Annotated in this window: 7 protein-coding genes; 1 reads left to right on the plus strand and 6 read right to left on the minus strand. The window is 62.8% G+C overall.

Annotated features, from left to right (window positions below):
- Positions 1-537: GMC oxidoreductase (locus tag EN879_RS16840; protein WP_245493829.1), on the plus strand; the 537-nt coding region annotated here is incomplete at its 5' end.
- 47 nt (positions 538-584) lie between these two features.
- Here EN879_RS16840 and EN879_RS16845 read toward each other — a convergent pair.
- From EN879_RS16845 to EN879_RS16870, 6 genes are all read right to left on the minus strand, one after another.
- The gene (locus tag EN879_RS16845; protein WP_082826542.1) at positions 585-1,337 is read right to left on the minus strand and encodes a GGDEF domain-containing protein; all 753 of its coding nucleotides are present in this window, start codon (positions 1,335-1,337) and stop codon (positions 585-587) included.
- Positions 1,338-1,488: 151 nt separating this feature from the next.
- Entirely contained in the window at positions 1,489-2,193 is a 705-nt protein-coding gene (locus EN879_RS16850; RefSeq protein WP_063168897.1) for a hypothetical protein, read from the minus strand.
- A gap of 33 nt (positions 2,194-2,226) precedes the next feature.
- On the minus strand, positions 2,227-3,375 hold the full coding sequence (locus EN879_RS16855; protein ID WP_244514232.1) for an ABC transporter substrate-binding protein: 1,149 nt from the start codon (positions 3,373-3,375) through the stop codon (positions 2,227-2,229).
- Positions 3,376-3,515: 140 nt separating this feature from the next.
- Positions 3,516-4,274 (minus strand): transglycosylase SLT domain-containing protein, encoded by a 759-nt coding sequence (locus EN879_RS16860; RefSeq protein ID WP_063170328.1) that lies wholly within the window; start codon positions 4,272-4,274, stop codon positions 3,516-3,518.
- 32 nt (positions 4,275-4,306) lie between these two features.
- A complete protein-coding gene (locus EN879_RS16865) occupies positions 4,307-4,678 on the minus strand; it encodes a hypothetical protein (protein WP_027163714.1) in 372 nt (123 codons plus the stop codon).
- Positions 4,679-4,738: 60 nt separating this feature from the next.
- On the minus strand, positions 4,739-7,569 hold a 2,831-nt coding region (locus tag EN879_RS16870; protein WP_127274139.1), incomplete at its 5' end, for an Ig-like domain-containing protein.

The raw sequence follows: 7,569 nt of genomic DNA on the forward strand, positions 1-7,569 counted from the left end.
CTCGCCTGCGTCGTCGCTCCGTCGGCGGCCGAGGGCCTGAATGCCCCGCTTTATGGCTCGGCCTTTACCATCCTTTGCGGCGTCACCCATCCGACAAGCCGCGGGCGCATCACACCGAGCGGGCCGGGCCGCAACGATGCGCCGGTCATCGATCCGCATTATCTCGAAACCGAACACGATCGCGCGACATTCAGGATGGCGTTGAAGCGGGCGCGCATGGTCGGCCATCATGAGGCCCTGGACGAATGGCGCGATACGGAGATCCTGCCAGGCGCACCGGTTCGGTCCGATGCCGAACTCGATGCTTTCATCGCCAGGGCTGCTTCCACCCATCATCATCCGGCCGGCACCTGCCGGATGGGTCTTGACACCGAGGCCGTCGTCGATCCTGACTTGCGGCTGAACGGCTTCGACAATGCCTTTGTCGTCGACGCCTCGGTGATGCCGGCGATCCCGAGCGGACCGATCAACGCGGCGATCGTCGCCATCGCCGAAACCTGGGCGGCGTCTTCTCGGGTTACCCCGCCGGCAGCGTGAGGGCGTCCGCGTCCGACAATTCCCCTGGCTCCGGTTCCCGGCGACTATCAGCTATGGAGATGCGTCAGCTCAAACGCGGCTCCGTCCTGGACGCCGGCCATGCGCTGCTCGGCGGACCGGAACATGTCCGCGAACTCCACCTGGTTCTCGAACACCACGCCGCCGACCTTGACCGTCAAGGCATCCTCGGTGCCTTTTGGCGCGAAATAGACTTGTGCGATGCGCGCCCTGATACGCTCGCCGATTTCCCTGGCTTCTGCTTCGGTCGCGCCGGCGAGGAAGACCCCGAACATCGACGTCCCCATGCGTCCAACCAGATCCTCCGCGCGCACTGACGATTGTATGGTTGAGGCTATGAGCCGCAAGGCTTGATCGCCCCATTCAAGACCAAAGCGCAGGTTGATGGACCGCAGATGCTCCGAATGGATGACCAGGAAGGCGCCGGATTTCGGCCCCGGCACCGACGGCCTTGCGGTTCTTTTTTCGACCATCGACGTGAAGACCGCTCCGTTCAGGCAGCCGGTCGTGGTGTCGAAGGTTGCCGACTTGTCGAGTTCCCGGCGATAGCGACGAAGCTCGATCTGTTTCAATCCAACGAACAGAAAAAGCGGAACACCAAGAACGACAGGCAACAGGATTGCCGTGACCATGCTGCGCCCAAATGGCGTCAGCGCCTCCGAGAACAGAAGCAGATAATTGAGACCGACGGAAACGCCCAGGATTGCAGCGGTTCCCAGAAAGGTCAGCAAAGCGACGCCTTTCCATGCCTGGTCGGTGGTGCTCGCCATAGTCTTTGTCACTGGCCGATCTCCTGTGGATGGGCTTGTATAAGGCCGGTGTGTTGCAATTTCAGTTTCAAGGAACATTGCAATTTAATCGATTGCGCGATGACCCCATCAAGGCTGCGCCCGTGGCGGTTAACAAACAAAACATCAGGGATTGAATGACAGCCTATTGTGCCGGGCCGAACATGCCCATCTCCGCGTCCCTGGCTGTCGCCTCCGCCTTGCCGTAGATGCCGCTCGGCAGCGCCGTGGCCCAGCCGTTGGAGACAAGCCAGGCGCCAACATCCTGCTTGCCCAGCCTGCACGGTGCGGCGACGGCAAAACGCTCGACGTCCGGCGGTACGAAACAGTGCAGCGCGCGTCCCCTCAGCCAGGAATTGAAAACGGCGCGGGCGCGTACGCCGCAAGGCCAGGTGACGTCATGAAACGAGCAGGAGCTGTCGAGATCGATGCCTCGCACTCCGCTGATGAACACCTTGCGGCCCATGGCTTCGAACATCGCCGATGATGTGACAACCGGGCGGTAGAGCAAGACCTCCCGCCAATCCCTGGGCATCGGCGTTTTCGGGGGCACGGCGAGACCGAGCTCGCTGAGCGGCGGACGGGGCTCGGCCCGTTCGATCTCAGCGGGATCAAGCCGTGGTGGAGCGATCAGGTCTTGAGCAACCTTGCGCGCCGGCTCCAGGCGTTGTGCGCCGGCAACCGGGGCAAACGGCCGGACAGGCTGCGTGTCGTCAACATCTGGCGACCGGGCACGGACAGGCTGATCGACCGAAAGCAACGCCCCGCCCTGAATGATCAGCAGGATCCCGGCCAGGAGCAGGAGGCTTCCAAGTGCGATCGCCAAGCGGCTGCGGCCCGGCCTGGCCATCAGCTTGAACAGGATCCCAGGGATTTGCGCCGGTCAGAAACCCGACGTCGATTTGGCAACCAGCTTGAGCGCACCTTTTTCAATCCGATAGAACGGCATCGAGCGTTGGCTGGATCCGTCGGCCCGAAACCGGAACAGGCCGGTCGACCCGCGAAAGCCGTTTGGATTCTCGAGAGTTTTTTTGCTGAAACCATCGGGCCCGACCGCGCTGGCAATCCCTGCCGTCAGGGCAACCATATCATAGGCGTAGGCCACATTGACGTCAGCCGGATAGTTGTATGTCGTCCTGAAGCGGTCGGCGATCGGCCCGGTTTCGCTTGGATCGAGCGTGGCGATAAACGCCCCCTCGAAGAGCGGATCCATGGGGTGCTCCAGCCAACGGTTCGTCCCGACGACGGAGATCGTCTTTCCCGGAATGCCCTTCGATTTGAGGGCGGCAAGGACAGGCGACGGACTGCCATTGCCGCTGGCGACGATGACGGCGTCGGGGGCGTCCACGAGTGAGCCCATTTCGTCGACCGTCTTCGCGCCGTCGCCGGCAGAATATCGGAGAGTGACCGCGAGCGCCGCGCCGTAGATGCTGAGGCTGTTTGCGACCCGCTTCTCCATGGCGCCGGCGTTTGGGCCATCCGCGACAAGCAGTACGAACTTCTTGCTGCCTTTCGCGGCCAGTCCCGCGGCGCCCGCGGCGGCGCTGTCCGCTTCGCCAAGGAGCACGGCATAGACCCCGGGGCCGCCGGCGAAATTGTCGGCGAGCGCCAGGACCGGTGGCCGCTTCGACCCCGACAGCGTGGCAATATGCTGGGCCGCCGGCAGCTCGGTCGGGCCGATGACGACTTTAGACCCCGTCGTAATGGCCGTAACCGCCAGTTTGCCGGCCAGTGCGCTGTCGCCTTTGGTGTCTTCTACCGTCAGCGCCAGCAATCCGTTGCCGATATCCGTCATCGCCAGCTTGGTCGCATCGAGCATCTTCCTGCCGTTTTCCCCGGCCGTTCCAGGGGCGGACAGCGGCAGCAGCATCGTGACTTTGGTCGAGCCGGTGCCCATCGACTGGGTCGCCTGGACGGGACCGGCGCCGGCGGCGCCGTTCTGCCCGGCAGGCGCGGTAACCGCCGCCGGATCGAGCACTTCGGACACGCCGCCCTTCGACTGGCAGCCCGACACGATCGCGGCGAGCGCCAAGGCGATTGCCCATGTCCGCGGACGGTGGACCTGTCGGCCAGCTTCCATGAATGCTCCACCCCTATGTGCCGCCGGATATTGTTCCCGGTCTGGTCTTCAACGCATGTTACGGCGGACTTGCAGTGCCGTCTGTAGTTCTTTTAGCCGCCGAAAAGCCTGCCTCTGAGCGCCCTGATCTGCCTTGCTTGCCCGGCACTTCGATAGTCGGCGCATTTCATGTATCGCGGCCCGGGCACGAACACGCGGCGCACGCAAACGCCCTTTCCCTGGGCAGGGGCTCCACCCTCCCCGCCTGGCGAAAACGCGGAAAAGCCGAATGTCGCCACCGGCAAGGGGCCGGTCACTTCGATCCCTTCCCTTGCCAGGATTGCCCGCGCACGCTGGCAGTAGCGGACTGAAAGGGCCGAGAACCGGCTTTCATTGTGCCCGGCGCGATACTTCATGACGGTGGTGCAGAGATCACCCGCGGCGAGCCTGTTGGCCTGTGCAAGATATTTGACCCCCAGCGCGATGTTGGCCGCCGGCGCGCTGAGATCGTCGAGGGAACCTCGAAAGCCGAGCATCCTGGCGGTCGCCGGCATCACCTGCATCAGGCCGACTTCGCCATCGGCGCCTTGCACGCCGGGATCGAAGCCGCTTTCGATCTCCATCACCGCATGCGCCAGCATCGGCTCCAGGCCATAGATCGATGCCTGGCAACTGGCAAACGCCTTGAAAGCCTGCCGGGTCCACTCCGTGGCAGTGTCACAGTGTGCCGGCCGCGTCAGGCTGGACGGCTGCTGTTGTTCCACAAAAGGCCGTTCCAGCCAGTTGGCGTGGGCCAGCGTGACAGTGAGGCCAAAGCCGACGAACGCGATCCCGCCTGCGATCGCCTTCGAGAATGATCCGGCGGCTGTCATGATGGCCAACAGGCGTGGGTTCGCCTATCCGGTCAGTGCATGTACTCGACCATGCGATCGTGAAAACACTCGCATTTGTTGAGGGTGTCTTCGTCCTTGTAGTTCGTCTTCAGGTAGCCGTAAGCCATGCCGCAGGCGACCTTGGCTTCCGATGCCCAGACGAAGACGGGCCGGGACGAGTTGATCCACTCCGAGCTGTTGGCGGCGGCGACCGACTCGTCCATCAGCTTCACCACCTGCTGCTTCAGATCGACGATGTTGTCGTTCAAGACCAGATTGGACGTGCCGACGACCCGGCAATAATCGCCTGTCGGACCTTCGATGATGTCGGCGGCATACCCCGTCGACCCGACTGCCAGCAACAGCGTCGCAGCGGAAACAAGCAGTCTTGCAGAACGTTTCATGTTTAGCTCCCCTAAATATTAGCGACGTATAACATAATCGCATGGTTGTGCGCTATGCCGTTAGACCAGGTTTGCGGTTGTCTGATGCTGGGTTATGCCATCGTCGTAGAGCAGCGTGATCGTGTTGGCAGCGGGCAGGTTCGTCAGCGTTGCCACGTCGACGAAGTTGGCGCCGCCGGTGCTGCCGTTGGCATCGACACTGAGCGTACCCGTCCCCGCATTGTAGTTCACGAAGTCACCGATATTGGCTCCTCCAGGCGCCGTGTCAAACAGGGCGGTCAGGTCAATCTTGTCGCCATGTCCTCCCACGCCGCTGAAATCAGTGATGAGGTCCTTGATGTCGATATTCTCAAGCCGGAACGTATCGGCGCCGGCTCCTCCGGTCAGGGTGTCCTGGCCGAGACCTCCTATGAGAAGGTCGTTGCCGTCGCCGCCGCTGAGCAGGTCGTTGCCGGCTCCGCCGCTGAGGAAGTCATTGCCGCCCCGGCCGACGATGACGTCATTGCCGCCATTACCGCTGAGCTGGTCGATACCGGACGTTCCATAGATCTGGTCGGCCAGCGTTGGGTCACCGTTCACCGTGATCCCGGGATCACCAGGATTGTGCGAGAAGAAGGAGAAATTGACGGAGCGGGCCTGCCAACTGCCGCCATCATTGTCGAAGTAGGACAGGGTCCACGAGTCTCCGGCTGCCGGCGGATGCGCGATCAAGTAGCTGGCAAGCGTCGTAGCGGTGGCATTGCCTGCGCCATCGAGAAGGAAGATGTGATCGTAGTCGACCGTAGCCTTCATCTGACCCGTGGCCGGATCGTAGAACCAAGTCTGCTCGAAGGTCCCAGCGGTCAAATCGTCTTCTACTGCGGCGAAGTGATTGGTGCCAATTCTGATCTCGACCTGAACCTCCTGTTCACGATGCGACCCTGCGCTACTATCTCCGAACGCACCTGGGTTTCGCTCTGAAGGGTCAATCGGCGTATCAATCGGCGTCTTTTGGAAATCGGTATAGACGACGACAGTTGCGCTGTGAGGATCCGCCAATATCGCGTTTACCGTCGCTTGCGACAGAGCAAGCGTCGTGACCTGATCATTGCCCGACGTCAGCGGACTGCTGCCATCGCCAATCTGCGACGTGTCGCTGGGCAGGCTGGTCGGCGGCACTTCGTGGATGCCAACAGTCTGTGCAACGTGAGTGTGCCCGTCATAGACATCCAGCGACAGGTTGTTGTTGACCGTGTCAGTTTGCAATGCGGTCGGCCGATAAACCAGATCGTCCAGCAGGTTGATACCGCCGGACGGATTATACAGCACCGTGCCGGCTGTCAGGGCGATATAGGTCACGCCGTTGAAATAGAACGTGCCGGTGGGGATCGTTCCCGTAGCGGTGACGATGAGGTTATCCCCGTCCGCATCCGTCGGAATGGAGACCAGCAGCGGATACCCATTCGGATAGCTGGGCGTGCTCAAGGTCTGCTGCGCCGGGTCGCTCGACATCCAGTTCTGAGTGTTCGCGACTACGGGCGCGTCATTGATGTCCGTCAGGTTGATGGTCAGCGTCGTCGTCGACAGGTCGCCGTCACCATCCTTGATGGTGTAGACGAACACGTCCGTGGTGTTCGCGTTGATGCTGTGGGCCGTCGACTGGTAGGTGTAGGAGCCGTCGGCGTTGAGATGCAGCGTGCCGTGCAGGCCGGCAATGTCGGTGTTGACACCGGTCGTCACCGCCGTTGTCGTGTTGCCGCCCGCAGCCCGGACGCCGTCGATCGTGGCACCATCTGCCCCGGCCACGTCGTTGATCAGAACGCCGGCCGCAGCAGTCACGGTCAGCAGCGCGCCTTCATTGACATTGCCGCTGTCGGCATGGGCCGTCGGCACGTCGTCGGTGACGTCGATGGTGATGGTGTTGGTGATCGTGTTGCCGTTGGCGTCGGTGGCCTGGTAGGTGAAGGTCTCGACATTGTTGACGGTATTGGTGCCGTTGTTGGCGTCGGCGCCGTCGACCGGCGAGGTCAGCGTGTAGCTGTAGGTGCCGTTGGCATTGAAGGTCAGCGTGCCGTGCGCACCGATGGCGTTGCTCACCAGTGCGTAGGTGTAGGGCCCGGTGCCGCCCGATACATTGTCGGCGACCGTTCCGGCGATGGTCTCGGCGGTGCTCGACGGGTTGCTGCCGATCGGCAGCGCCGCCTCGTTGACCGTCAGGTCGTCGTTGGAGACGGCAAGGCCGCTGTCCGACAGGTTGATGGTCAGGGTCGTCGTCGACAGGTCGCCGTCGCCGTCCATGATGGTGTAGACGAAGGTCTCCGTTGCGCCTGCCGGCGGAACCACGTTGGGCAGGCCGTCATAGCTGTAGCTGCCATTGGCCTGCAGCGTCAGCGTGCCGAAGCTGCCGTTGATCACCGTGTTGACGCCCGTCGTCACCGCCGTCGTGGTGTCGCCGCCCGCAACGCGGACCCCGACAACGCCGCCGCCCGCCGCCGCACCGTCGGCGCCGAACACGTCGTCCGTGCCGTCGCTCAGCACGTTGCCGAGCACGATCCCGCCCTCGACAACGCTGTTGGTGTCGGCATGGGCCGTCGGCACGTCGTCGACGATGTCGATGGTGATGGTGTTGGTGATCGTGTTGCCGTTGGCGTCGGTGGCCTGGTAGGTGAAGGTCTCGACATTGTTGACGGTGTTGGTGCCGTTGTTGGCGTCGGCGCCGTCGACCGGCGAGGTCAGCGTGTAGCTGTAGGTGCCGTTGGCATTGAAGGTCAGCGTGCCGTGCGCGCCGATGGCGTTGCTCACCAGTGCGTAGGTGTAGGGCCCGGTGCCGCCCGATACATTGTCGACGACCGTTCCGGCGATGGTCTCGGCGGTGCTCGACGGGTTGCTGCCGATCGGCAGCGCCGCCTCGT

Origin of the sequence: Mesorhizobium sp. M7A.F.Ca.AU.002.02.1.1 (genome assembly GCF_003998535.1) — a bacterium.
Taxonomy (GTDB): Bacteria; Pseudomonadota; Alphaproteobacteria; order Rhizobiales; family Rhizobiaceae; genus Mesorhizobium; species Mesorhizobium ciceri.

Coding starts and splice junctions, on each gene's coding strand:
- EN879_RS16850 (WP_063168897.1), bottom strand. CDS start 2,193: ATGGCCAGGCCGGGCCGCAGCCGCTTGGCGATCGCACTTGGAAGCCTC.
- EN879_RS16865 (WP_027163714.1), bottom strand. CDS start 4,678: ATGAAACGTTCTGCAAGACTGCTTGTTTCCGCTGCGACGCTGTTGCTG.
- EN879_RS16860 (WP_063170328.1), bottom strand. CDS start 4,274: ATGACAGCCGCCGGATCATTCTCGAAGGCGATCGCAGGCGGGATCGCG.